Annotated in this window: 21 protein-coding genes and 1 pseudogene; 9 read left to right on the top strand and 13 right to left on the bottom strand. The window is 63.8% G+C overall.

Going from position 1 to position 23,022, the window contains the following annotated elements:
* Positions 1-19: 19 nt before the first annotated feature.
* Together mfd and ABHM97_RS03725 are read left to right on the top strand one after the other, a co-directional pair.
* Entirely contained in the window at positions 20-3,652 is a 3,633-nt protein-coding gene (gene mfd / locus ABHM97_RS03730) for a transcription-repair coupling factor (RefSeq protein ID WP_349469649.1), read from the top strand.
* 5 nt (positions 3,653-3,657) lie between these two features.
* Positions 3,658-4,467 carry a metal-dependent hydrolase gene (locus ABHM97_RS03725; RefSeq protein WP_235519412.1) on the top strand — a complete coding sequence of 270 codons (810 nt, stop codon included), beginning with the start codon at positions 3,658-3,660 and terminating at the stop codon, positions 4,465-4,467.
* 117 nt (positions 4,468-4,584) lie between these two features.
* On the opposite strand, the gene ABHM97_RS03720 is transcribed toward ABHM97_RS03725, so the two are convergent.
* From ABHM97_RS03720 to ABHM97_RS03705, 4 genes are all read right to left on the bottom strand, one after another.
* Positions 4,585-4,812: a hypothetical protein gene (locus ABHM97_RS03720; RefSeq protein WP_211713208.1), complete on the bottom strand. Its 228-nt coding sequence runs from the start codon at positions 4,810-4,812 to the stop codon at positions 4,585-4,587.
* 51 nt (positions 4,813-4,863) lie between these two features.
* On the bottom strand, positions 4,864-5,556 hold the full coding sequence (gene deoC / locus ABHM97_RS03715; RefSeq protein WP_235519415.1) for a deoxyribose-phosphate aldolase: 693 nt from the start codon (positions 5,554-5,556) through the stop codon (positions 4,864-4,866).
* A gap of 127 nt (positions 5,557-5,683) precedes the next feature.
* Positions 5,684-6,553: an FAD-dependent oxidoreductase gene (locus ABHM97_RS03710; protein ID WP_349469648.1), complete on the bottom strand. Its 870-nt coding sequence runs from the start codon at positions 6,551-6,553 to the stop codon at positions 5,684-5,686.
* Positions 6,554-6,691: 138 nt separating this feature from the next.
* Complete coding sequence (locus ABHM97_RS03705) at positions 6,692-7,129, bottom strand: hypothetical protein (RefSeq protein ID WP_349469647.1); 438 nt, start codon at positions 7,127-7,129, stop codon at positions 6,692-6,694.
* Positions 7,130-7,229: 100 nt separating this feature from the next.
* Here ABHM97_RS03705 and ABHM97_RS03700 point away from each other — a divergent pair, with 100 nt between their 5' ends.
* The 5 genes from ABHM97_RS03700 to ABHM97_RS03680 all read left to right on the top strand — a co-directional run bounded on the left by ABHM97_RS03700 (position 7,230) and on the right by ABHM97_RS03680 (position 10,544).
* Positions 7,230-7,835 (top strand): dihydrofolate reductase family protein, encoded by a 606-nt coding sequence (locus ABHM97_RS03700; RefSeq protein WP_349469646.1) that lies wholly within the window; start codon positions 7,230-7,232, stop codon positions 7,833-7,835.
* 207 nt (positions 7,836-8,042) lie between these two features.
* Complete coding sequence (locus ABHM97_RS03695) at positions 8,043-8,369, top strand: ArsR/SmtB family transcription factor (protein WP_235519420.1); 327 nt, start codon at positions 8,043-8,045, stop codon at positions 8,367-8,369.
* Complete coding sequence (locus tag ABHM97_RS03690; RefSeq protein WP_349469645.1) at positions 8,366-9,196, top strand: cation diffusion facilitator family transporter; 831 nt, start codon at positions 8,366-8,368, stop codon at positions 9,194-9,196. Before ABHM97_RS03695 ends, ABHM97_RS03690 begins: the two co-directional genes overlap by 4 nt.
* Positions 9,193-9,861 (top strand): DsbA family protein, encoded by a 669-nt coding sequence (locus tag ABHM97_RS03685; protein WP_235519424.1) that lies wholly within the window; start codon positions 9,193-9,195, stop codon positions 9,859-9,861. Before ABHM97_RS03690 ends, ABHM97_RS03685 begins: the two co-directional genes overlap by 4 nt.
* A 275-nt stretch (positions 9,862-10,136) precedes the next feature.
* Positions 10,137-10,544: a LexA family protein gene (locus tag ABHM97_RS03680; protein WP_349469643.1), complete on the top strand. Its 408-nt coding sequence runs from the start codon at positions 10,137-10,139 to the stop codon at positions 10,542-10,544.
* Here the strand turns inward: ABHM97_RS03680 and ABHM97_RS03675 are convergent.
* Positions 10,541-11,554: a LacI family DNA-binding transcriptional regulator gene (locus tag ABHM97_RS03675; protein WP_349469641.1), complete on the bottom strand. Its 1,014-nt coding sequence runs from the start codon at positions 11,552-11,554 to the stop codon at positions 10,541-10,543. The two genes, ABHM97_RS03680 and ABHM97_RS03675, sit on opposite strands and share 4 nt — an antisense overlap.
* Before the next feature lie 137 nt (positions 11,555-11,691).
* Here ABHM97_RS03675 and ABHM97_RS03670 point away from each other — a divergent pair, with 137 nt between their 5' ends.
* The gene (locus tag ABHM97_RS03670) at positions 11,692-13,158 is read left to right on the top strand and encodes a sugar porter family MFS transporter (protein WP_349469640.1); all 1,467 of its coding nucleotides are present in this window, start codon (positions 11,692-11,694) and stop codon (positions 13,156-13,158) included.
* Here the strand turns inward: ABHM97_RS03670 and ABHM97_RS03665 are convergent.
* The 5 genes from ABHM97_RS03665 to ABHM97_RS03645 are packed head-to-tail and all read right to left on the bottom strand — an operon-like array spanning position 13,155 to position 16,504.
* Positions 13,155-13,673, bottom strand: coding sequence for a GNAT family N-acetyltransferase (locus tag ABHM97_RS03665; RefSeq protein ID WP_349469639.1), 519 nt, complete (start codon positions 13,671-13,673; stop codon positions 13,155-13,157). The two genes, ABHM97_RS03670 and ABHM97_RS03665, sit on opposite strands and share 4 nt — an antisense overlap.
* Positions 13,670-15,037: an FAD-dependent oxidoreductase gene (locus ABHM97_RS03660; protein WP_349469638.1), complete on the bottom strand. Its 1,368-nt coding sequence runs from the start codon at positions 15,035-15,037 to the stop codon at positions 13,670-13,672. The genes ABHM97_RS03665 and ABHM97_RS03660 overlap by 4 nt, the downstream gene beginning before the upstream one ends.
* Complete coding sequence (locus tag ABHM97_RS03655; protein WP_349469637.1) at positions 15,034-15,450, bottom strand: arsenate reductase ArsC; 417 nt, start codon at positions 15,448-15,450, stop codon at positions 15,034-15,036. Before ABHM97_RS03655 ends, ABHM97_RS03660 begins: the two co-directional genes overlap by 4 nt.
* Positions 15,447-16,157 (bottom strand): aquaporin, encoded by a 711-nt coding sequence (locus ABHM97_RS03650; protein ID WP_349469636.1) that lies wholly within the window; start codon positions 16,155-16,157, stop codon positions 15,447-15,449. Before ABHM97_RS03650 ends, ABHM97_RS03655 begins: the two co-directional genes overlap by 4 nt.
* Positions 16,154-16,504 carry an ArsR/SmtB family transcription factor gene (locus ABHM97_RS03645; protein ID WP_235519438.1) on the bottom strand — a complete coding sequence of 117 codons (351 nt, stop codon included), beginning with the start codon at positions 16,502-16,504 and terminating at the stop codon, positions 16,154-16,156. The genes ABHM97_RS03650 and ABHM97_RS03645 overlap by 4 nt, the downstream gene beginning before the upstream one ends.
* 245 nt (positions 16,505-16,749) lie before the next feature.
* On the opposite strand from ABHM97_RS03645, the pseudogene ABHM97_RS03640 reads away from it, so the two are divergent.
* Positions 16,750-18,029 (top strand): annotated as a pseudogene (locus ABHM97_RS03640) (Y-family DNA polymerase).
* A 13-nt stretch (positions 18,030-18,042) separates the two neighbouring features.
* Here ABHM97_RS03640 and ABHM97_RS03635 read toward each other — a convergent pair.
* From ABHM97_RS03635 to nirB, 3 genes are read right to left on the bottom strand one after another with little or no spacing between them, the layout of a single operon-like run.
* The gene (locus ABHM97_RS03635; RefSeq protein WP_235519442.1) at positions 18,043-19,200 is read right to left on the bottom strand and encodes a uroporphyrinogen-III synthase; all 1,158 of its coding nucleotides are present in this window, start codon (positions 19,198-19,200) and stop codon (positions 18,043-18,045) included.
* Positions 19,201-19,212: 12 nt separating this feature from the next.
* Complete coding sequence (gene cobA, locus ABHM97_RS03630; protein ID WP_349469635.1) at positions 19,213-20,247, bottom strand: uroporphyrinogen-III C-methyltransferase; 1,035 nt, start codon at positions 20,245-20,247, stop codon at positions 19,213-19,215.
* A gap of 9 nt (positions 20,248-20,256) precedes the next feature.
* Positions 20,257-22,887 (bottom strand): nitrite reductase large subunit NirB, encoded by a 2,631-nt coding sequence (gene nirB / locus ABHM97_RS03625; protein WP_349469634.1) that lies wholly within the window; start codon positions 22,885-22,887, stop codon positions 20,257-20,259.
* Positions 22,888-23,022 lie beyond the last annotated feature (135 nt).

The following is a 23,022-nucleotide window of genomic DNA, read 5'->3' as shown; positions in this document are numbered from 1 at the left end:
CACCCTAGGAGTTTCAGCCATGAGCCTCAACGGTCTGCGCCGCGCACTGGCGGAGGACAAGACTTTCGCGCGCGTCCGAACGGAGGCTCAGCGGGAGTTTTCCGACCGCAACAGCGACTACCAGATCAGCGCCCCTACGGGTATGCGGGCTGTTCTGCTTGCCGAAATGGCTGATGCCCTGGCCCAGGCTGGTGCCGGCGGTGCGGGCGATCCGGTGGTCCTCGCTGTCACCGCAACGGGCCGCGAAGCCGAAGACCTCACCGCAGCGCTGGCTTCCTACCTTCCCGCCGACACCGTGGCTACCTTTCCCAGCTGGGAGACCCTCCCGCACGAGCGGCTTTCGCCACGATCGGACACCGTGGGCCGCCGCTTGTCGGTCCTGCGCCGCCTGACCCACCCGGAAACCTCGACGGCGGCCCCCTTGCGTGTGGTGGTTGCTCCGGTCCGCGCCGTGGTCCAGCCCATCGTGGCCGGCCTGGGTGACCTGGTTCCCGTGACGCTGCAGGTGGGGCAGGAGCGCCCCTTCACCGAGGTGGTCCGGGTGCTGTCCGACGCCGCCTACGCCCGGGTGGACATGGTGACGCACCGCGGCGAATTCGCCGTCCGCGGCGGCATCATCGATGTGTTCCCGCCCACGGAGGACCACCCCATCCGGGTGGAGTTCTTCGGCGACGAGGTAGACCAAATGCGGTGGTTCGCCGTGGCCGACCAGCGCTCGCTGTCCGCCCCCGGTGTCCACCACCCCACCGAACTTCACGCGCCCCCATGCCGCGAAATCCTGATCACGCCATCGGTGATGTCCAGGGCTGCCAAGCTCAAGGCGGACATGCCCGCCGCGGCAGACATGCTGGAGAAGATTGCCGGCGGTATTGCCGTGGAAGGCATGGAGTCGCTGGCCCCGGTGCTGGTGGACTCCATGGTCCCATTCGTGGACCAGCTTCCTGCGGGGTCCCTGGCCGTGGTGATCGAGCCGGAGAAGGTGCGCACCCGCGCCCACGACCTCGCGGCCACCAACGAAGAATTCCTGGAAGCTGCATGGTCAACGGCATCCGACGGCGGTGCGGCGCCCCTTGACCTGTCGTCCGAGGCCTCCACTGACCTGCACGCCGCCAGTTTCCGGTCCCTGACCGACACACGCTCCGCGGCCCTTGAACACGGCGTGTCCTGGTGGTCCATCACCTCGCTCGCGTCGGACGAGGACCTGGTCCTGGATATCGACGTCCTGAATATGCGTGCCCGCGAACCCCGCGGCTACCAGGGCGACGTGGCCGAGATGCTGGAGTTCATCGGCTCACGTGTCCGCGAGCAGTGGCGTGTTGTTGTGGTCACCGACGGTCCTGGACCCGCGCAGCGCCTTGCCGAGTTGTTCCATGATGCGGAGATTCGCTGCTCCCGCGTGGAGTCCTTGGACAAGGAACCCCAACCGGGCATCATCGAGGTGACCACCGCCGCCGTCGGACGTGGTTACGTCCTTGACGGCCTGAAACTGGGCCTGCTGACCGAAGCCGACCTGCTGGGGCGCGCCACTGCGGGTTCCACCAAGGACATGCGGCGCATGCCATCCAAGCGACGGAACGCAGTGGACCCGCTTCAGCTCCACGCGGGCGATTTTGTGGTGCACGAACAACACGGCATCGGCCGGTTCGTGGAGCTGATCCAGCGCAAGGTGGTCGGCACGTCGTCCTCCGACGCCGGGCTGCGGGAGTACCTGGTGCTCGAGTACGCACCTTCGAAGCGTGGCGCCCCGGGGGACCGGCTGTTCGTGCCCACGGACCAGTTGGACCAGGTGACCCGTTATGTCGGTGGCGATGCCCCGGCACTGAGCAAGATGGGCGGCGCGGACTGGGCCAGCACCAAGTCCAAGGCACGCAAGGCCGTCAAGGAAATCGCCGGCGAACTCATCCGGTTGTACTCGGCCCGCATGGCATCACGTGGGCACGCGTTCGCCCCGGACACCCCGTGGCAGCGTGAACTCGAGGAAGCCTTCCCGTACGTCGAAACGCCCGACCAGCTGACCACCATCAACGAGGTCAAGGCGGACATGGAACGGGAAATCCCCATGGACCGGCTGGTGTCCGGCGACGTGGGCTACGGCAAGACCGAGATCGCTGTCCGTGCGGCGTTCAAAGCGGTGCAGGACGGCAAACAGGTTGCCGTTCTGGTGCCCACCACGCTCCTTGCCCAGCAGCACTACGAGACGTTCACTGAACGATTCTCCGGTTTCCCGCTGCGCGTGAAGCCGCTGTCCCGTTTCCAGAGCACCAAGGAGGCCAAGGAAACGGCGGAGGGGGTCAAGAGCGGTGCCGTGGATGTGGTGATCGGCACCCACCGTCTGCTGTCCAAGGACTTCGAGTTCAAGGACCTTGGCTTGGTGATCGTCGATGAGGAACAGCGCTTTGGTGTGGAACACAAGGAAGCGCTCAAGAAGATGCGCACCAACGTGGACGTGCTGGCCATGAGTGCCACCCCGATTCCCCGTACCTTGGAAATGTCGCTGACCGGTATCCGGGAGACCTCCACCCTGGCCACGCCTCCGGAAGAGCGCCACCCGGTCCTGACCTACGTTGGCCCCTTCACCAACAAGCAGACCTCCGCAGCAATCCGCCGTGAACTCATGCGCGAAGGACAAGTGTTCTTCGTCCACAACAGAGTGTCATCCATTGAGCGCATCGCGGCCCAGATCCGGGAACTTGTCCCGGAAGCCCGGGTGGAAGTTGCGCACGGCCAAATGTCCGAAAGCCGCCTGGAAAAGATCATCGTGGACTTCTGGGAGAAACGCTTCGATGTGCTGGTCTGCACCACCATCATCGAAACCGGCCTGGACATCTCCAACGCCAACACGCTCATTGTTGATGGCGCGGACAAGTACGGCCTCTCGCAGCTCCACCAGCTGCGTGGACGCGTGGGCCGTGGCCGCGAACGTGCCTACGCCTACTTCCTCTACCCTTCGGAAAAGCCCCTGGGTGAAGTGGCATTGGAACGCCTCAAGGCCGTTGCGGCGCACAACGAGCTCGGCGCCGGCATGCAGTTGGCCATGAAGGACCTGGAAATCCGTGGCGCGGGCAACCTGCTCGGTGGCGAGCAGTCCGGCCACATTCAGGGCGTGGGCTTCGACCTTTACATCCGCCTGGTGGGCGAGGCTGTAGCCGAGTACCGGGGCGAAGCCGAAGAGAAGGCCGCCGAGATGAAAATCGAGCTGCCCGTCAACGCCCACCTGCCGCACGACTACGTGCCGGGTGAGCGACTGCGCCTGGAGGCCTACCGCAAGCTGGCTTCGGCTATCACTTACGAGGCAATCGACGAGGTACTGGCAGAACTGGTGGACCGTTACGGCGAGCCGCCATTGCCCGTCCAGAACCTGATCGCCGTGGCCCGCTTCCGGGTGGGTGCCCGCGAAGCCGGGCTGTCCGACGTCGCGCTCCAAGGAAACTTCATCCGGTTCTCGCCGGCGCAACTGCCCGAGTCCAAAACCATGCGGTTGAACCGTATGTATCCCGGTTCCCAGGTCAAGCCGGCGCTGGACGCTGTGCTTATCCCCAAACCCAAGACGGCCAGGATCGGTGGCCGGGATCTCCAGGACGCCGAAATCCTGCAGTGGGCCAACAACGTGATTGAAGCAATCTTCACCGACGTGCCAGTCAAGGCGGGCTAACGTCGATGATGGGAGGACACCACGCCGCGTCGGGAGCCGCGGCGTGGATAGCTATTGCTTCGACCGGCCCCTACGCCCTGGGCTGGTACCCGCTGGATTCCACCGGAATCCTCATTGGCGCCATGGCGACGGCGGGGACGGCACTTGTGTGCGACTGGGACCACCGGCACAGCACCATCGCAAATTCACTGCCACCGCTGTCCAATGCGATTGCGGTAGGGATCGAAAAGGCCAGCGGCGGGCACCGGCAGGGGACCCACTCACTGCTTGGGGCTTCGGCGTTCGTGATCCTCGCAGCGATGGCGGCACAGTTCCAGATGGTGACCCCGGTCGGAAAACTCTCGGTCGGCGCCGGGCTGCTGTGCATGTTCATGATCAACCTCGCCGCGAAGGCATTGAACCTGTTTCCGAAGTCCGGCTGGATCACCAACTGGCTCTTCGCGATCGTCATGGCTGGCCTGGTGACGTGGTTTGCGCCGGACCAGTGGGGGTGGCTGCCACTGTCCATGCTGACCGGCGTCGTGATCCATATTGTGGGCGACATGATCACTGTGGGCGGCGTGCCGCTCCTGTGGCCGATAGTGATCAAACCGCCAAAGTTCCTGCGCAAATCAGTCATCAGTGGAGTGTGGCGGGCCAACGGCGCGTTTTCCATTCCGCTGCTGGGCCGGGCAGGTTCGCGGCGGGAATGGCTGGTGCTGATTCCCGTGAGCGGATACGCCATGGTGGGGATGGGAGTGGCCGCCTGGACCCTTGCGCAACAGCACTGGCCGGGCGTACTCGCGGCGCTTGGAGGCGTCCTGGCGGTGCGGTGACTCGGTGCGGTGACTCGGTGCGGTGAAGCCGCCAGCCCTTGGCCGCGAGGCGATCCGCCACCACAGACAGGAATGGCCCGGGCAAACGCCCGGGCCATTCCTGCAGAAGTAAGGGGTTTAGCTTTCGCCAGCCGAATCCGAGCGGCCCAGGATGGTCTGCGGGATCCAGAACGCAAGGGCGAACAGGCCCAGGCAGACAGCCATCGGCCACGGGTTTTCGAGGCTGAGGAAGGACAGCGAGTAGATAGCGCCCAGGAAGAGCACAATCATCACCAGGAACAGGACAATGCTCTGGCCCAGGTTGTTCTCACGCTCGATGGGGGCGCTGGTTGCGTTCTTGGACATTCGTTCCTCCTCGGCCCCGCAGGGCTCAAAATCTCTGGCGGTCGGGAAGCCTCAGTAGGCAGATGAACCTTGCTCACCCTTGACAATGGCAATTCCGGAACTCGCTCCGATACGTGTTGCACCAGCTGCAATCATAGCCTGTGCATCGGCCAGCGATCGCACCCCACCGGAGGCTTTGACGCCTATGTCCGGTCCCACCGTCTTGCGCATCAGCGCGATGTCTTCAACAGTGGCGCCGCCACCGTTGAAGCCGGTGGAGGTCTTGACGAAGTCTGCGCCAGCTTCAACAGCTGCTTCGCAGGCGATGACCTTTTGCTCGTCGTCGAGCATGGACGTCTCGATGATGACCTTGAGGATTGCTTCGCCGGCGTGCACTGTTTCCGCGACTGCCCGGATGTCGTCCACCAGCGCGCCCTTGTCTGCGGCGCGTCCAGCGGCCATGTTGATCACCATGTCGATTTCGTCGGCCCCGTCAAGGACGGCGCCACGGGCTTCGAAGGCCTTGACGTCGCTGGGCGTCGCGCCCATCGGGAATCCGACCACAGAGCATGTGAGCACGCCCGAGCCCTTGAGCGCTTTGGTGACGGTCTTGACCCAGATCGGGTTCACGCACACTGATTTGAACTGGTATTCGACGGCTTCGGCACACACTTTGAGGATGTCCGCCTCGCTGGCTTCCGGCTTCAACAGGGTGTGGTCGATGTAGGAGGCGATGTTTGCCGGGGTAGCGGCTTCGTTGCTCATGGGATCCTTCCGTGCAGGCGTGGCCGGCCCGGTGGCCGCAGGGTTGTCACTGCCCGTCAAAGGACCATCTTGCCATACGGGCCGGGTGGCCCTTCCGCCGCTTGTGGAAGGGCCACCCGGTTGCCGCCTAGGCCGCCAACGGGGCCAATTGGTCGCTGCCCAAGACACCGAGCAACATGCCCGAAGCGCAGAGCATCGCCGAAGATTCGGCGGAAAGGAGGAGTCCCAACCGGAGGCCGTCGCAGGACGCTGCATCGCCAATTGCCCAGATGCCCGGGACGGAGGTGGCGAGGTCGCGCCCCACTGCGATGCCGCCGTCGGACGCAATCAGGAGCCCCGCGCTTTCGGCGAGGTCGTTGCGGGCCGTACGCTCCTCGGCCAGGACCACGAGGTCCCCGTTCATGCTGCTGCCGTCCTCGAACACGATGCCGGTGGCCGGTACGGGGGAACCTGCGATGGAACGCACGACGGCGGCCGGGCGGAGGGTGGTGCGCACGGGACGGACTCCGCGGGCCCGGAGCACAGCCTCTGCCTGGCCGGCCGCGGGGCCGTTGCCCACCAGGATTCCCAGCGGACGGCGTCCAACGATCCGGGTGAGATCGTGGACGGCTTCGCCGATGGTGGCCGCATCATCGATGTTGGAGTAGCTCAGGCTGGCTTCGGCACCGGCGACCGGCGGGAGGGCCGGGGCTGAGCCGGTTGCGATGACCAACTGGTCGTAGGAGAAGTCCATGCCGTCCACCGTGGTCACAACTTTGGCGTGCGGATCGATGAAGCTGGCCGCCTGGCCGAACCGGACCGAGACCTGTGGAAGTTCTGCCAGTTCGAGGAGGGCCTCCGGGCAGTCGTCGCGGTTGCTGAGTACGGTGATCGTGCCGCCGAAGGGGCGCTGCCTGGTATCGGCCGTGCCGGCCAGCCGCCGCACCAAAGCCTGGGCTGCTGGACCTGCGCCTGCGATGACGATGTGGAGGGATGCTGCGGACGGAGTGGCGGACATGTTCGGCCCTTTCGCTGATGACCTGTTTGGTGCTGTTGATCATCAGCCTAGGCATTCGGTTTTTCGCGGGTGTTTCCCCGCTGTTGCCATCTTTGGCCGATCCGTAGCGTGTTGTTTACCAGCCGGTAATAACGTGCGTCACATCGAAAGTAGGTGGATCCGTGTGTAGACCATGTCGAAGTCGTGTTCCAAGGGCCCGCCGGGGTAGGTTCCGCGTTCCAGGCGTGCGTTGATCACGTTGCCATCGTCGCTGAACCGTCCCACGAATCGCTGGGGCCAGTCCGGGCCGTCCCGGAAAAGCGTCAACACGTTGTCCTTCAGGATCATGTCGTATATGCGTGCGACGCCGCGGGAATCGAAGTAGTGCTGCTGGAGCGCCCCATCGGAGCCGGTAGCACCGATGATGCTCACCGAGTTGGGATATTCCGGCTGTTGCACCGTGGAGTGTTGGATGAGGAAGCCGCCGTTCTCCAGCCACTCGAACGTCGTCCGGCCCTTGACTTCCCGTCCCGGGACGGTGGTTTCCCATTCGCCCACCAGGATGCCAAGTTGCTCCAGCTCTGCAGTACTTGCCATGGAATCCTCCTGAAGGTTTAGCCCCCAGTGTCCGCCTTGGCGCGATGGTTTGGCGAGGGTTTTGGCGCCACCTTGGGGTTTTGGATGCAATGATGGGCCCATGAGCCAAGTCACATGCGACCTGACCGTGTCCCTCGATGGCTACGTCGCCGGTCCCCACCAGAGCCTGCAGATGCCATTGGGTGAGCGCGGCGAAACCCTTCACCGGTGGCAGTTCGAGGAACGCGAAGCCAATGCCGCCCAGGTGGAAGGGATCCTTGCTGCGGGCGCTTTCATCATGGGCAGGAACATGTTCGCCGGACCGGGTCCTGGTCCTTGGGACGCGGACTGGCGCGGTTGGTGGGACGAGGAACCGCCCTATCACGCGCCGGTGTATGTGCTGACCCACCATGTGCGTGAACCGCTTGAGATGCAGGGCGGAACCACGTTCCACTTCATCAACGGCGGAATCGAAGAGGCAATGGCCCTGGCCCGGAACGCCGCGGGTACCAAGGACGTGGCGATCGCCGGGGGAGCGTCGACTGCCCGCCAGTTCCTGTCGGCCGGGCTGATGGACGAACTGCGGCTCCATATTGCACCCGTGATCCTGGGTGGCGGCGAGCGGCTGCTCGACGGCGTGGCGAACCTCAGGCTCGAACCGACCTCCGTCGGTGGCACCGGACTGGTCACCCACGTCACCTATAGCGTGGGCGGCGTCAAGGACTAGCCCGGCGCTGTGCTGATCTCCGGGGTCCTATAACCGCAGGTACTGGCGGACCTCCATGTAGCTTCCGCCAAACAGGGCCATGCTTTTCAGCCATGGGTGTTCGTCTGACTGGGCGTCGTAAGCGTGCTGAGTGGCAGCTCCGGGGCGGGGTCGAAGAAGCTTAAGTACAGAATTGCGTGAATACAGTCATCGATGTACTTTGTTTGCATGGAGACACTCACGCACGCACCTGTTCTGGCCCGGTTCGGCTATGCGGTGTCAGACCCAACCCGTGCCAGGATCCTTCTGGCACTCTCTGATGCCCCGTCATATCCCTCGGATCTGGCAGATTCGTTGGGGGTCTCGAGGCAGAGCATGTCCAACCATCTGACGTGCCTGCGGGGTTGTGGGCTCGTTGTGGCCGTTCCTGATGGGCGGCGGAGCCGGTATGAGCTGGCAGATGCGAGGCTTGGTCACGCCATCAAAGATCTGATCGGTGTTGTCCTCGCGATCGATCCGGCATGCTGCGCGCCGGACGGGACGTGCCTGGTATGAGCGCAGTCCTTGAAGCTCCTACCTCGGAGCGCCGGATTGTCCTGATGCGTCGCATCCGCCTGTTCGCGGCCGCGACCATCACCTATAACGTCATAGAGGCAGTCGTGGCGCTCTGGGCCGGAGGGGTTGCTGACTCTTCGGCGCTGGTCGGCTTCGGGTTGGACTCGGTCATCGAGGTTACTTCGGCTCTGGCGTTGTCCTGGCAGTTCGCTGCCAAGGACCCTGAGCGGCGTGAGCACCTGACGTTGCGGATCATTGCCATTTCCTTCTTCGCTTTGGCCGCGTTCGTGGCTGTGGACGCTGTCCGCTCACTGACCGGGGCGGGTGAGGCTCAGCATTCAACGCCGGGCATCGTCATTGCTGCGTTGAGTTTGGTGATCATGCCCGTGCTGTCGTGGGCCCAACGCCGTGCCGGGCGGGAGCTTGGCTCCAGGACGGCCGTCGCCGATTCCAAACAAACCCTGCTCTGCACCTACCTCTCCGCTGTTCTGCTGATCGGTTTGGTCCTGAACAGCACCCTGGGCTGGTGGTGGGCCGATGCCGGCGCGGCGCTGGTCATTGCCGGTATCGCCGTCCGGGAAGGTATCAACGCTTGGAAAGGCGAGGCTTGCTGCGCTGTCCCGCACGCCGATTACGGCCACGCTGACGAAGAGGATGACGGCTGCTGCGCGCCCGCCGAAAAGACGTCACCGGTGTCCGCTCCGGTAGTCGTCGAACTTGCGCGGCCAGCCGCCGAACCAGCGGATTCCTGCTGCGCAGGCTGCGGATCGGATGCCGTGGCGGAGCCTGTCACTGTGAAGCTTGGATCAAAGCCGGCCGATCGATGAGCGCAGTCATGACCGCCCGAAGGGTCCGCACTGCGATTTGGATCCTCTTCGCGGCAATAATCGGTGCCGGCGTGATCTGGTACGCAGTGCTCACCACCAACAAGCCAGCTCCGGCTGCCCCACTCGCGGCCACTGACGCCCAGCTCGTCAGGGAGAACAGTCACCGGGTCACGAGCCCGGCCATCGAGAAAGCCCAGCTGGTCGAGTTCCTGGACTTCGAGTGTGAATCATGCCGCGCCGCTGAACCCTTGGTAGAGGAATTGAAGAAGGAATACGGGGACCGGATTACGTTCGTCCACCGCTACTTCCCACTGCCCGGCCACAGGAACTCCGGGACCGCCGCATTGGCTGTGGAAGCCGCCGCCCAGCAGGGAAAATACCAGGAGATGGCCTCCAAACTCTTCGCAACCCAAAGCGAATGGGGAGAAAAACGCGACTCCCAAGCGGCCCTGTTCAGGACGTTCGCCCAGGAACTCGGTTTGGACCTAGCGCAGTACGACGCCGCGATCACAGACCAAGCAACCAAAGACCGGGTCAGCCAGGACGTCGCCGACGGCAAAGCCCTCGGCGTGACCGGCACCCCTACGTTCTTCCTGAGCGGAAAGAAACTGAACCTGAACACCGAAGCCCAATTCCGGCAGTTCCTCGACGAGGCCGCGCCTTAGGAGTCCCGCTGTAGGCCCAGACGGGATGTCCCCTCCGCGCTCACCCTCAACCTTTGCTGCAGTGTTCCTGCACGAAACGCACGATTCCCCGTGCGACGAGTCCGCCCAGCTCCTAATTTCACACCTGCTGGCGGTCTTGCAGGCCTTGAATGCCAAACGGTCGTGCGTCCCCCCAAATTGGTGGAGTCAGAACAATGTCCCCCAACGGATGTACACTCGAGTATCGAACATATATTCGAATAAAGGTGTGTTGTGGGCGTTATCGTCGGCCCCGCGTGATAGATGCGGGCTTTTCCCTGGCGTCGGTGCTGTTGGCTCCCGTCGCTGTTGCTGCGGGCTATCCCTCCCCGGCACAAGACTATTTTGATGGCCGGATCGACCTCAATGAGCACTTAATCAAGGACGTGACCAGCACGTACGTGGTGAGGGTTACCGGGCAGTCCATGGAGGGTGCCGGGATCAGTGACGGTGACGAGCTGATCGTGAACCGGGCGCTTGAGCCCAAGGACGGGTCCGTCGTCGTTGCCGTATTGGATGGCGAGTTGACCATCAAACGGCTCCGCATCACCTCAAGGGGTGTGGTACTCCAGGCGGACAACCCTGCTTTTCCGGACATCACGGTGGCTGCGCTGTCGGAATTGACCATCTGGGGGGTGGCCACCACGTGCCTGCACCACGTTTAGCCGGTGCCCGGCGGTGCGGTGGAATTTCGGACCACCAGGCGCGGCGTGAGGCGGATGTCCGCTGTGGGCGCGTCAGGGTTGGCCAGGCGCTCGAGCGCCACGAAGCCGGCTCGGCGGCCCAATTCGAACGCCTGCAGGTCAACTGACGTGAGATCGATGCCGTGCAGTCGGGACGTCTTCGAATCGTCGTATCCCACCAGTGACAGATCCTGGGGGATGGACAGGTTCATTGCGTAAGCAGCTTCGCGGGCGCCAAGGGCGAGTTGGTCGTTGTGGGTGAAGATGGCGGTCGGCCGGTCTGCCAGGCCAAGCAGTTCCCATGCTGCCCGCTGCCCGGCCTCCTGTGTGAAGTCCTCCGCCGACAACGTCACCGGCGCGAACCCGGCGTCGAGCATGGTTTTCTCGTAGCTCTGCCGACGCGCGGTGTGTCCGTCGTAAATGGGGCCGGCCAGATGGGCGATCCGCCGGTGCCCGAGGCCAAGCAGATGTTCTGTCGCGGCGCGGGCACCGGTCACATCATCGGAGTACACACTGTCCACGCCGTCGACCGGGCGGGTCACGCTGACCAGCGGCACTACCCGGGCCAGTTCCTGCACCTGGTGGTCGGTGTCCAGGAGTGTCGCGGCGATAATGATCCCCACCCTGGCTTCAATCAGGGAGTCCAGTGCGCCCCGATCCACGCCGTCGACCGACCGGGAGACGCTCAGTATGAGCCTGTTGCCGTCATGGGGGAGTGCTGTGCGGACGCCGCTAAGGATGTCTGCATAGACCTCGTTTCGGATATCCATCAAATAGAGTCCGACGGCGGAACGGTGCTTGCGTGCCAGATCGGCGGCCGCCGCGTTGGGCCGGTACCCGAGACGTTGGGCGGCCGCGAAGATGGCTTCCCTTGTCTCGTCGCTGACCCCGGGGGCTCCGCGAAAGGCGAACGACACCAGCGTCCTTGACACTCCGACTTCGCGGGCCACATCGCTCTGCGTCGCGGGACGATGCCATTGTTCAGGGGCCATGCCCTCCATCTTCCCATGGCGAATATGAGCTAAAGTTCATCATTTGTTAGTTTGACCTTACATTTAAACCTTTCGCGCGTTAGTCTGTATTCAGAGCGGGCGGTTATGACCCGCACCACACTGACAAAGGAGTCCTGATGTCTGCTACGCAAATGCAGCGGGGAAGCGCCCACGGCGTCGCGCTTCCCCCGCTGACCAACGGCCCGCATCGAAAGCGCCTTGGCCTTGTGGCCCTGGTTGCAACGTTCGGTGGCCTGTTGTTCGGCTACGACACTGGCGTCATTAACGGCGCCCTGCGACCAATGACGGTCGACCTCGGCCTCACGCCGTTGACCGAAGGCGTTGTCACCAGCTCGCTGCTGTTCGGCGCGGCGGCGGGAGCCGTTGCGGGTGGCCGGCTCTCCGATTCCTGGGGGCGCCGGAAGACCATCATCTTGCTGGCTGTGCTGTTCCTTAGCGGCACGATCGCCTGCGTCTTTGCCCCAAGTTTCGAGGTCATGGTCCTGGGGCGGGTCATTCTCGGCCTTGCCGTCGGCGGTGCATCCACGGTGGTCCCTGTGTTCCTGGCCGAGCTGGCACCCTACGAAATCCGCGGCTCCCTTGCGGGACGAAACGAACTGATGATCGTCATCGGTCAACTCGCAGCCTTCGTGGTCAACGCCATCATCGGCAACATCTGGGGTGAATTCGGCGGAGTGTGGCGGGTCATGCTCGCCGTTGCCGCGCTGCCCGCGATTGCCTTGTTCTTCGGCATGCTCAGGATGCCCGAGTCGCCACGTTGGCTGATCTCCAAGGGGCGGTGGGAGGAAGCCCTTGCTGTCCTGAAGACGATTCGGTCCGTAGAGCGGGCAGAGGCTGAAATGGCTGATGTGAAGCACCTCGCCGACGAGGAACGAGCCTCCCGGGCCACGTCCTGGGCTGCACTGAAGGACAAGTGGATCCTGCGCATCATCCTGGTGGGCATCGGGCTGGGTGTGGCCCAGCAGCTGACCGGCATCAATTCGATCATGTACTACGGCCAGTCGGTGCTGGTGGAGGCCGGGTTCGATTCCAACGCGGCGCTCGTTGCCAACATTGCACCGGGCGTTATCGCGGTAGTTGGTGGCATCATCGCACTGACGCTCATGCAGCGGATCAACCGGCGTACCACCTTGCTGCTCGGTTTCACGCTGACCACCGTGTGCCACTTCCTCATCGGTATTGCGTCCATCGCATTACCGGTCGGAAACCCTGCGCGGCCCTTCGTGATCCTCTTCCTGGTGGTCGCCTTTGTTGGCTCCATGCAGACGTTCCTGAACATCGCCGTCTGGGTCATGCTGTCCGAGATCTTCCCGCTCCACGTCCGCGGATTCGCCATTGGGATCTCAGTGTTCTGCCTGTGGATTGCCAACGCACTCCTGGGCCTCTTCTTCCCCACGCTGGTTGCAGGTGTTGGCATTACAGGCACCTTCTTCCTCTTTGGGGTGGTGGGAGTCCTGGCGCTGGTATTCATCTACACCCAGGTGCCCGAAACCCGTGGCCGCACCCTGGAAGCGCTGGAGGAGGACGTCACCACGGGCGCCATCTACCTTGTACACAAGAAGGACACCGCAGGAGCCTCCTAGCTTCCCCGTTGGGTGCGGCGTTCGAGCAGGATGGTGTCCCTCCAGGATCCGGCGGCCGGTCCGTAGGCCATGAGTCCGATCTTTTGTCGGGTGCCCACGACGGTGAAACCGTGTCGTTGGTGCAGGGCTATGGAGGCGGTGTTCTCGGGGAAGATGGTGGATTGGATGGTCCATATCCCTTCCTCTTCGGTCCTGCGGATGAAGGCGTCGAGGAGCTGGTTGCCGAGTCCGCGGCCGCGGGCCTCCTGGGCGATGTAGATGGAGTGTTCGACGACGCCGCGGTAGACCGTCCTTGAGGAAACCGCTGCCGCGGCGACCCAGCCCACGATGTTGCCGTGGTCTTCGGCAACGAGGCGGAGCTGGGGGTGGCGGGTAGCGTCGAAGTCTTCCCAGCTCGGCGGTGCGGATTCGAAAGTCGCGTGGCCTGTAGCGATGCCGGCGGCCCAGATCGCCTCAACCGCCGGCCAGTCGCCATGTTCCATCGGGCGTATCGGCAAGCGGATTCCGTCGGTCATGGTGTGGCCGGTTCCGCGCTGCGTCCGTGGACCAGGCCGGTAGCGAAGCCAATCGTGACCGGGACAGGTTCTGGGGATCCGCAGCACGAATCCGCCGCGTCTTGCCCCTCTGCGGGAAGGCTGGTGGAGCAGACACCGGTTTCGGGCAGTTCAAGCTCCAGCGCGTCCGCTGCTGCGGTGTCGCCGGCGAGGGCGGCTGCAATGGAGCGCACTTGCTCGTAGCCGGTGGCCATGAGGAATGTCGGTGCCCGGCCGTAGGACTTCATTCCTGCAAGGTAGAAGTCTTTCTCGGGGTGGGCGAGAAGCCTTGCGCCGTGGGGCTGGACGGTTCCGCAGCTGTGGAAGTCCGGATCGATCAACGGTCCCAAGGCTTTGGGGGCGTCGACCGCCGGGTCCAGGTCCAGCCGAAGTTCGGAAAGGATGCCCAGGTCCGGACGGAACCCGGTCGCCGGAATGACATGGTCCACCTCGATGAACCGGCCGTCCGCTGCGTGCACCACCACCGCGCCGGAATCGGTAGTTTCAATACGGCGGGTGTTGAAGCTTGTCAGGAGCTGCACGCCCCCGGTCTCGACGGCGGTGCGCAGGCGGGTGCCAAGCTGGCCGCGGGCGGGGAGCTCGTCAGCGTTGCCGCCGCCGTAAGCCTTGGCAGGGGTGGAGGCACGGATGGCCCACGCGACTTCGGTGCCGGGGTTGGTGCGTGCGAGGCGAGCGAGGTCCAGGACCATGTTCGCGGCCGAGTGGCCGGACCCGATGACGAGGGTCCGATGGCCAGCGAAACGGCCTTTCGTGACATCAGGCATGGGCCCGGTGATGGTCCCGGTGGCGCGCGCTTCATTTTCCCCGGGAACGGAGAGCCCGCTGGAGCCAAGCGGTGCGGGGGTGTTCCAGGTTCCGGAGGCGTCGATGACGGCCCGCGCCACAACCTCGGCCGTATGGCCGTCGTCGTGCTGAACATACAGGACGAAAGACGTCTGGTCGCGGCCGTGGCTGTGGCCCTTGTCCATCCCTTGCCGTGTAACGGCGATGACCTTGGATCGGGTATGGATCCTCTGCTCCAGTTCATGGGTTGCGGCCAAAGGTTCAAGATATTGGGTGACGATTTCGTGGCCGTAGGGCAGAGCGGTCGGGCGGGGTGCTTCCCATCCGGTGCGTTCCAGGAGGCGGACGGCTGCGGGATCGAGGTTGTATTTCCAGGTGGAGAAGACTCGGATGTGGCCCCATTCCTTGATGGCGGAACCGACGGTGGGGCCGGCTTCGATGACGAGGGGTTCCAGCCCGCGTTCGAGGAGGTGCGCCGCCGCGGCCAGACCGACCGGCCCGGCGCCGATCACCGCGACGGGCAGGGAGTCGTGCTCTGTCATTGCTGTGCTCCCGCCGGGGTGAGGGAGGCAATGAGTGCCTCGACCCGGGTTTTGATCTCATCACGGATGGGCCGGACGGACTCGACGCCTTTGCCGGCGGGGTCTTCCAGGACCCAGTCTTCATAGCGTTTGCCCGGGAAGTACGGGCATTCGTCCCCGCAGCCCATGGTGATGACTACGTCGGAGTCCTTGACGGCCTCGGTGGTGAGGATCTTGGGGATTTCGGCGGACATGTCGATCCCGATCTCGGCCATGGCCTCAACCGCTGCGGGGTTGACCTGATCGGCGGGTTGTGAACCAGCGGAGCGGACCTCGATCGCGCCCTGGCCAAGGGTGGTCAGGAAGGCAGCAGCCATCTGGGAGCGTCCTGCGTTGTGGACGCAGACGAACAAGACGGACGGTTTGACGCTCATGAGAGCACCTTTCGATCAGCCGCGGCATCAGCCGGGGAAACATCAGTGGTTTGGGGGTAGAGGAAGCGGACAAGGACCAGTCCGAGGGCGCCTCCGACCAGTTGGGCGGCGACGAAACCGGGTGCGGAAGCGGGCGCGATCCCCGAGAAGGTGTCGGTGAGGGTTCGGGCGATCGTGACCGACGGGTTGGCGAAGCTTGTGGAAGACGTGAACCAATACGCGGCGGTGATGTAACTCCCGACGGCGAAAGCCACCCGGTCGGGGCGTCCGGAACGGATGGTCCCGAACACGATGACCAGTAGCCCGGCTGTGGCGATGACCTCTGCCAGCCAGGGACCAGGCCCGCTCCGTTCATGGGTGGAGAATGTGGCTGGCGCCAGGCCGAACATCAGGTTCGCTGCGACCGTCCCGACCAAACCACCCACGATCTGCGCCGCAACCAAAAGGGCGGCAGTCCGGGTATCGATCACGCCGATGAACCGTTCAACCAGGGTGACGATGGGGTTGAACGAGGCTGATACCGGCTGCAGGGCCAGGATCAACGCAACCAGGGCCGCGCCGGTGACGAGGCTGTTCTGCAGCAGCTGCAGTCCGACGTCGTTCGGTGACAGCCGGGAGGCCATCACGCCGGACCCGACTACGGCCATGACGAGGAACGCGGTCCCAATGAACTCCGCTCCGGTGCGGCGGACAAGCAAGGGGTTCACTGAGCCTGTCCACCGATCAGGGCCGCCAGGTTCTGCAGCGCTTCGGTGCGGGCCTTGTAGTAGACCCAGACGCCGCGCTTTTCCCGGTCCAGTAAACCTACTTCGTGCAGCACTTTGAGATGGTGGCTGATGGTCGGCTGCGACAACTCGAAGGCATCGTTCAGGTCGCAGACGCACGCTTCGCCGCCCTCATGGGAGGCCACCAATGACATCAGGCGTAACCTCACCGGATCGGCCAATGCCTTCAACAAAGGCGCAACACCGTCTGCTTCTTTCTCCGACAGTGGTTCGCGCGCCAACGGCGAGCAGCAGGCGACGGTTTGAACCGGGGTCAATTCCAAAGACATAGACACATGTAAATATTTACACTCATCAATGTTTAAAGCAAGGACGGTCCATGCCCCGCTCAGCGCGCGGGAACGCCAGGATCCCCCACTGGCTTCGATTGCTCAGAGGAGCTTTCTTGTCTGTGGTCGACGCTACAGTTTAAGTATTCGAAAGTATGTTCGAATACTAAGCGTGTCCTGCGCGGGTTGCGTGGGCGTGCGTGGTAGCGCGGATCAGGAGGGATGCGGTGTCCAAGCCAGCAGTCATGCGTCGGATGCAGGAGATCGCCCATGTGGATATCAACTGCTTCTATGCGTCGGCGGAGAGGGCCTTTAACCCATCGTTGGAGGGCAGGCCGCTCATAGTCCTGTCGAATAACGATGGCTGTGCGGTGACGCGGTCTCCGGAGGCCAAGAAGCTCGGCATCGGCTTGGAGATCCATGGTTCAAGCTCGCTCCGCGGGCCAAGGAATGGGGCCTGGTTGCCCTCTCAAGCAACTATGAGCTCTACGGCGACATCAGCTCGAGGGTCATGGAACTCCTTGCCCGCTTCTCGGCGTGGCAGGAGGTCTATTCCATCGATGAGGCGTTCCTTGGCGTCAAAGGGCAGCCCGGGGAACTCCTGGAGTTGGGGCGCACCATCAAAATGGCCTGCCAAAAGCATGTGGGGGTTCCGGTGTGCGTGGGAATCGCCCGGACCAAGACCCTGGCCAAGCTGGCCAACAAGTGGGCCAAGCACAACCCCGCGTTCCAGGGGGTGTGCCGCTGGGACTCGATTCCCGAAGAGCAACGGGAAACGCTGATGGCCAGGCTTTCAGTGATCGAGATCTGGGGCGTCGCCACGCGGCTCACCAAACGTTTGAACGCCATGGGAATCTTCTCGATCCTGGACCTGGTCCGGGCCGACCCTATTGCCCTGCGGGACAAGTTTTCGATCGTCATGATGCGAACGGTCCTGGAACTCCAGGGCACGCCCTGCATTCCCATGGAAGAAGAAAGAATCGGCAGGGACCAGCTGATCTTCTCCCGTTCCTTTTCCACTCCCATCACTACGGCGGCCGGGATACGGCAGGTGCTCAGCGTTTACGGGCAAATGGCCAGCGCCAGGTTGGCCAAGCATGATCTGCAGGCCAAACTCCTGACCGCCTTCGCGCAGACCTCCGTCTACAACCCGAACGACAGGTCTTTCCCCACTGTGAGCGTCAAGCTCCCGATGCCTACCTCGGATCCGGTCCTGCTCACCCGGGCCGCGCACGCCTTGGTTCCCAGGATCCAGGAAGGCGTGCGGTACGCCAAAGCCGGGATCATGGTCACGGACCTGAGGCCCAGTGGAAACCAGAAACCCCTGGCCATCTTCGAGAACCCGCACGAGGAACGGGGTATCGGCAGCCTCTTGGAAGAGGTCAGCAAAAAGTACGGACGCGGTTCCATCGGCTTGGGCCATGCGGGAATCAAGGGCGGGCCGGACTGGTCCATGAAGCGGGACATGCTCAGCCCCCGCTACACCACCCATTGGGACGAACTACCCCTGGTGAAGGCGGCGTAGCGTGTCGGAAAGACTATGCCCGCAACCGGTAGCCACGTTTGACGACGGTCTCCACCAGCTTGCCGTCCGGAAGCGAGGAGCGCAGCCTGCTGACCGTCATGTCCAAGGCGTGGACGGATCCCCGCAGGTCCAACAGGTCCGAGAGCGCTTCCCTGGACAGGACAGCCCCGCCAGCGCCGAGCAGCGCCCGCAGCAGCAGAAGGGGTGCAGGAGCCAAATCCACCACCTCACCGTTGACCCGCAAGCAGCGGCCCCGCAACTCGATCGTGGCGCTTTTGGTCTCCAACCGCCGGACGTGGTTCAAGGACAGGTGTTCTGTCACAAGGCGGATCAGCGCACCCATACGGTACCTGTCAGGGATGAGGGGCGTGAGGCCGGCGTCCACCAGGGGTTGGGCAGTGACGGGCCCAACAGCTGCGACCGTCACGGGTCCCTTGAGGGCTTCGATGAGGGACCGGTACAGACCCATTTCATGCGCGGTGCTCCACATGGCATCCACTGCAGGGGCGCTGGTGAACGTGAGGACATCCAGGTTCCCGCCAACCACGGCTTCGATCAGGCGCGGCAGTTTGTCTTCGCCATCGGGTTTGACCCAGCGGTACGGTGTCACGGTCAGCACGGTGGCGCCGGACATGCGGAGCCGTTCCAACTGGCGGACATCGGTGTATCCATGCAACTGCACGGCCACGGTCTTTCCCCGCACGCCTTCGGCCAACAGCATGTCCACCAGGGTTGCGGTGGTTTCGTCGCTGCTGATGCCGACGTCGGCAAGTCCAGCCGCGCGGACGGCACCGCGGGCTTTGGGCCCCCGGACAAACATGCGGCAGGCAGACAACGTTTCCAGGAGCTGCTCGCCGATGCCGAAGGAATCAGCGGCCTCGCACCAACGGCGCATACCGTAAGCGGTGGTGGCGATACAGATATCCGGCCGCGCAGCGATGATGGTCCGGGTGTCCTCGATGAGGACCATGTCTTCCTGCACGGGGGCGATCTTCAAAGCGGGGGCGTGCAGAACACTCGCCCCGCGACGCTCCAGTGCCTCGATGAGGTCACGGGAACGGCGGTGCGAGGTAACACCAATGCGGAATCCGTCCAGCGGGGCATCTGCGGCTTCGGATACTTCCGGAGCTGCGGTGGCTTCCTGGACTTCGATGGCACGTGCAACAGTCATGTGTTTTTACCTTCAGGCTTCAAGGAGCGAAGCCGCGAGTCGGCTCAGTTCGGCGGATGCTTCGGCGTGGTTCCGGTTGGCTTCAGCCACCCTGACCACGTCGCCGATGACCAGCACGGCAGGGTTACTGCAACCGGTGGCTGCTGTTTCGATCGTACCGAGTTCGGCGATGGTGGTGCGCTGCCCCGGACGGTACCCGCGTTCCACCACGGCCATCGGCATCTCCGGACTCATCCCCGCCCGGCGAAGTCCCGCGGCAAGTTGGGGCAGGGTGCCTATGCCCATGAGGACCACGATCGTTCCGCCCAGGCCGGCAAGATGGGTGTGCTCTTTCTCGGTCAGGGGAGCGTGGCCGGAGACAACCGTAAACATGTGGCTCACTTCGCGGTGCGTCACAGGAATCCCCGCTGCGGCCGGAACGGAGATGGCACTGGTGACACCGGAGATGACACGCACCGGCACGCCCGCCGCAACGCACGCCGCCACTTCTTCGCCGCCGCGTCCGAACACGTAGGGATCCCCACCCTTGAGCCTGACCACGTTTTGGCCCAGCAGGGCAGCTTCAACCATGAGCTTCTCGATGTCGCGCTGGGTGACCTTATGCAGGCCGGGCTGCTTCCCAACGTCCACCAGCTCGGCGGAGGTCAGGCCTGCCAACTCCTGGTAGGGCGCCAGCCGGTCATAGAACACCACGTCGGCGTCGCGCAGGGCCTCCACGGCCCCGACAGTGAGCAGGTCCAGGGCGCCCGGACCACCGCCCACCAACGTGACGTTGCCTTCGGCGCCCGCGGCCGGCTCGAACGCTACTGGAATTCCGGCATCGCGGCAGCGTTCCACCAACGGAAGCCAGCCGGCTTCGCCGTCGTCCACCACTGCCACCAGGAACGGGCGCTCCGGGAGTTTGCCGTCACCTGGGATACCCTCGGGTGTGCTCAGCCGGGACACGTGGGCTCCGGCGTTCCGGTACCGGCGAATTGCTTGGCGGGCAGACTTTTCGGAGCCGGCAACCAGGACGTCGCGTCCGGTGAGATCAATGGTGAGCTGCATGGGGGACCCCTAGTTTTCTGCGTTGACGGTTTCGCTGCGGACCGGGATGGTGGAAGCGATGAGCACGCCGCCCTTTTCTTCATTCGTAGCCGGACGGATCTGGCCACGCTCCGGGACAAAGGAGATGGACTCGTCCTTCTGGTCGGGGGCATTGACGAAGGAACGGAACCTGCGGAGGCGCTCGGGATCCTTCAAGGTCTCGGCCCACTCGTCCTCGTAGGTGTCGATGTGTTTGGCCATGGCCGCTTCGAGCTCATCGGCGATGCCCAGGGAATCGTGTACCACAACGTCCTCGACGTGCTTGATGTCGCCGTCGAGCTCTTCCTGCCACCGGGCAGTGCGCTGCAGGCGATCGGCGGTGCGGATGTAGTACATGAGGTAGCGGTCGATGTACTTCAGCAGCGTTTCATCATCCAGGTCCTTGGCGAGGAGCTTGGCGTGAGCCGGCGTGGCGCCTCCGTTCCCGCCCACGTAAAGGTTCCAGCCGTCGGCGGTCGCGATCACGCCGACGTCCTTGCCACGCGCTTCTGCACACTCGCGGGCACAACCGGAAACGCCCATTTTCAACTTGTGCGGGCTGCGAAGACCGCGGTAGCGCAGCTCCAAAGCGATCGCCATGGCCACGGAATCCTGGACACCGAAGCGGCACCACGTGGAGCCGACACAGGACTTCACGGTACGGAGGCTCTTGCCGTAAGCCTGGCCCGATTCGAAGCCGGCATCAACCAGTTCCTTCCAGATGTCCGGCAGTTGCTCAAGGCGCGCTCCGAACATATCGATGCGCTGGCCGCCAGTGATCTTGGTGTACAGGTTGTACTTCTCGGCGACGGCAGCGATGACGCCCAGTCCTTTGGGCGTGATCTCACCGCCGGCGATGCGGGGAACCACGGAGTAGGTGCCGTCCTTCTGCATGTTCGCCAGGGCACGGTCGTTGGTGTCCTGCAGGGAACCACGCCCGGCGTCCAGGACGTAGGCGGAGTGCTGGCTGGCCAGGATGGAGGCAATGGTCGGCTTGCAGATGTCGCAACCGGCGCCCGTGCCGTACTTGGCCATGATGTCTTCGAAGGACGTGAGCTCCAGGACACGGATGGCATCGAAGAGCTCCTGGCGGGAAAGGCTGATGTGCTCGCAGAGGGCCTTGGAGACCTCGATGCCGGACTTGGTCAGTTCGCCTTCCAGAAGCTTCTTCAGCATGGGAACGCAGGACCCACACTGGGTTCCGGCACGGGTGCAGCCCTTCAGCTCGCCGAGTTCTTGTACGGGAGCGTTGCCTTCGCAGGCGCCGCACCCATTGATGGCATCACGGATGGCACCGGCGGCCACGTTGTTGCAGGAGCAGAGGATGGCATCGTCCGGGAGTTCGGTTTCCGGGGCTTCTCCACCGCCGGCCGCGCTCAGGTAGGCGCCGGGTTCTGCAGGGAGTTCCCGGCCCAGGAGGGGGCGCAGGCTCATGTACGGGGAGGCATCGCCCACGAAGATGCCGCCCAGGAGTGTCTTGGCATCGTCGGTGGTGACGATCTTTTGGTAAACACCGCGGGCGGGGTCAGCGTAAACGATCTCGAGGGAGTGCTCAGTCTTGGCGAAGGCGTCACCGAAGCTGGCCACGTCCACACCGGAGAGCTTGAGCTTGGTGGCCGTATCGAAACCGGGGAATGTGGCCTCTCCGCCGTGCAGACGGTCGGCAACAATCTCGGCCATGGTGTTGGCCGGAGCAACGAGGCCCAGGCACATGCCACCAACGTTGGCTACTTCACCGATGGCCCAGATGCCGTCCACCTCAGTGGCGCAGAAATCGTTGATCACCACACCGCCACGCTGGCCCAGGCTGAAGAGTTGCTCTTCGCCCTCCGCAGCGCGGAAGAGATCATCGCGGGGCCTGACGCCGATGGCTACGATCACGATGTCGGCTGCGATGGTGCGGCCGTCGGCCATGAGGACTCCGGTGACATTACCGTCGTCGTCCGTAACCACCTCGGAGGGGAAGACGCCACCGTGGACCGTGAAGCCCTTGGCTTCGATGAGCCGGCCAAGGGCCTGTCCTGCGCCTTCGTCCAACTGGGTGTTCATGAGCCAGGGCGAGCCGTTGATGACAACCGGGGTAGCTCCCAGTTGTTCGGTGCCGGCTGCGGATTCAAGCCCCAGCAGGCCACCACCGATGGTGACGGCGTTGACTTTGCGTCCCAGCTTCTCCGTCAGCCCCGCTATGGCCTGGTTGATGGCCCATACGTCTTCGAGCGTCCGGTAAACGTGGGTGTGCTCGGCGCCGGGGATGGGAAGACGGGCGGCATCCGAACCCGAGGCGACCACCAGGTGGTCGTATTCGTACTTGTTGCCGGCAGCAGTGAGGACGCTCTTGGCCGCGGAGTCGATCTTGACGGCGCGCTCGCCGGTCTTGAGGGTGATTGCCGGGTGCTCCCACATGGAAGCGTCACCCAGGGTGAGGTCCACGCCGGTTTCGGTGAGCGCCTTACTCAATGCCACGCGGTCGTAGGGGAGGTGGGCCTCTTCGGTCAGCACCGTAACCTGCCAACCTTCAAGTCCGCGGTTGAACATGGCATCAACAAAGCGGTGCGCGGCGGGGCCGCCGCCGACGACGACGATGCGGCGCGGGTTCTCTGTACTTGAAGTGTGTCCGGTCACTGTGGGCCTTTCGCAGATGTTGCCAACGGATCTGTCGCAACTTGTGGTTCCAGCCTAGGGACGGGCAGTTTCGCTTCAGTTTCCCGTTTGTTTCGTGATCTTAACTTCTGCATCACGAGGACATTTCCGTAGGGG

The organism is Paenarthrobacter sp. CAP02, from assembly GCF_040137855.1.
In the GTDB taxonomy this organism is placed as follows: Bacteria; Actinomycetota; Actinomycetes; order Actinomycetales; family Micrococcaceae; genus Arthrobacter.
The sequence above is the reverse complement of the archived record's forward strand: the minus strand, read 5'-3'. Positions and strand labels throughout refer to the sequence as shown.

What these genes read in the sequence shown, in the direction of transcription:
- mfd (WP_349469649.1), top strand. Translation starts at nt 20, where the DNA reads ATGAGCCTCAACGGTCTGCGCCGCGCACTGGCGGAGGACAAGACTTTC.
- ABHM97_RS03725 (WP_235519412.1), top strand. Translation starts at nt 3,658, where the DNA reads ATGATGGGAGGACACCACGCCGCGTCGGGAGCCGCGGCGTGGATAGCT.
- ABHM97_RS03720 (WP_211713208.1), bottom strand. Translation starts at nt 4,812, where the DNA reads ATGTCCAAGAACGCAACCAGCGCCCCCATCGAGCGTGAGAACAACCTG.
- deoC (WP_235519415.1), bottom strand. Translation starts at nt 5,556, where the DNA reads ATGAGCAACGAAGCCGCTACCCCGGCAAACATCGCCTCCTACATCGAC.
- ABHM97_RS03710 (WP_349469648.1), bottom strand. Translation starts at nt 6,553, where the DNA reads ATGTCCGCCACTCCGTCCGCAGCATCCCTCCACATCGTCATCGCAGGC.
- ABHM97_RS03705 (WP_349469647.1), bottom strand. Translation starts at nt 7,129, where the DNA reads ATGGCAAGTACTGCAGAGCTGGAGCAACTTGGCATCCTGGTGGGCGAA.
- ABHM97_RS03700 (WP_349469646.1), top strand. Translation starts at nt 7,230, where the DNA reads ATGAGCCAAGTCACATGCGACCTGACCGTGTCCCTCGATGGCTACGTC.
- ABHM97_RS03695 (WP_235519420.1), top strand. Translation starts at nt 8,043, where the DNA reads ATGGAGACACTCACGCACGCACCTGTTCTGGCCCGGTTCGGCTATGCG.
- ABHM97_RS03690 (WP_349469645.1), top strand. Translation starts at nt 8,366, where the DNA reads ATGAGCGCAGTCCTTGAAGCTCCTACCTCGGAGCGCCGGATTGTCCTG.
- ABHM97_RS03685 (WP_235519424.1), top strand. Translation starts at nt 9,193, where the DNA reads ATGAGCGCAGTCATGACCGCCCGAAGGGTCCGCACTGCGATTTGGATC.
- ABHM97_RS03675 (WP_349469641.1), bottom strand. Translation starts at nt 11,554, where the DNA reads ATGGCCCCTGAACAATGGCATCGTCCCGCGACGCAGAGCGATGTGGCC.
- ABHM97_RS03670 (WP_349469640.1), top strand. Translation starts at nt 11,692, where the DNA reads ATGTCTGCTACGCAAATGCAGCGGGGAAGCGCCCACGGCGTCGCGCTT.
- ABHM97_RS03665 (WP_349469639.1), bottom strand. Translation starts at nt 13,673, where the DNA reads ATGACCGACGGAATCCGCTTGCCGATACGCCCGATGGAACATGGCGAC.
- ABHM97_RS03660 (WP_349469638.1), bottom strand. Translation starts at nt 15,037, where the DNA reads ATGACAGAGCACGACTCCCTGCCCGTCGCGGTGATCGGCGCCGGGCCG.
- ABHM97_RS03655 (WP_349469637.1), bottom strand. Translation starts at nt 15,450, where the DNA reads ATGAGCGTCAAACCGTCCGTCTTGTTCGTCTGCGTCCACAACGCAGGA.
- ABHM97_RS03645 (WP_235519438.1), bottom strand. Translation starts at nt 16,504, where the DNA reads ATGTCTTTGGAATTGACCCCGGTTCAAACCGTCGCCTGCTGCTCGCCG.
- ABHM97_RS03635 (WP_235519442.1), bottom strand. Translation starts at nt 19,200, where the DNA reads ATGACTGTTGCACGTGCCATCGAAGTCCAGGAAGCCACCGCAGCTCCG.
- cobA (WP_349469635.1), bottom strand. Translation starts at nt 20,247, where the DNA reads ATGCAGCTCACCATTGATCTCACCGGACGCGACGTCCTGGTTGCCGGC.